Source organism: Halorubrum sp. GN11_10-6_MGM, assembly GCF_005435165.1.
GTDB lineage: Archaea > Halobacteriota > Halobacteria > Halobacteriales > Haloferacaceae > Halorubrum.
On the sequence record NZ_SGUC01000180.1, the window covers coordinates 1 to 436 of the forward strand.

Sequence of the window (436 nt, forward strand, 5' to 3'; positions counted from 1 at the left end):
CAGCCGCCGCGGTCGTCGGCGCCAGCGTGATCGACGCGTACGTCGTGGCACGTCGCAACAACCGGGCGTACGAGCGGGAGCGTGAGGCGGCGCGCGCGACCGCCTCGGAGGGCCCGGGAGGCGATGCCGACGGGGCGGGCGCGGACCCGTCGGCGGAGACCGTCCGCTGTCCGGCGTGCGGGAAGGAGACGGATCCGACGTTCGACTTCTGTCAGTGGTGCGCGGAGCCGGTGAGCGAAGACGGCGCGTGAGGACGAACGCGCGTGAGAAAGAAAAACCGAGCCGCGAACTACCTCAGAAGAGGTAGAACAGCGGGAAGATGAACACCCAGACGATGTCGACGAAGTGCCAGTAGAGGCCGAAGTACTCGATCGGCCGCTCGTCGTCCAGGTAGTGACCCTGGTACGCCCGGACGAACAGGAAGATGGCGATCACG

General features: G+C 67.7%; 1 pseudogene. It reads left to right on the top strand.

Annotation, left to right across the window (positions count from 1 at the left end):
* Positions 1-251, top strand: a pseudogene (locus EXE46_RS16640) (zinc ribbon domain-containing protein); the annotation flags it as partial.
* Between the last annotated feature and the right edge of the window lie 185 nt (positions 252-436).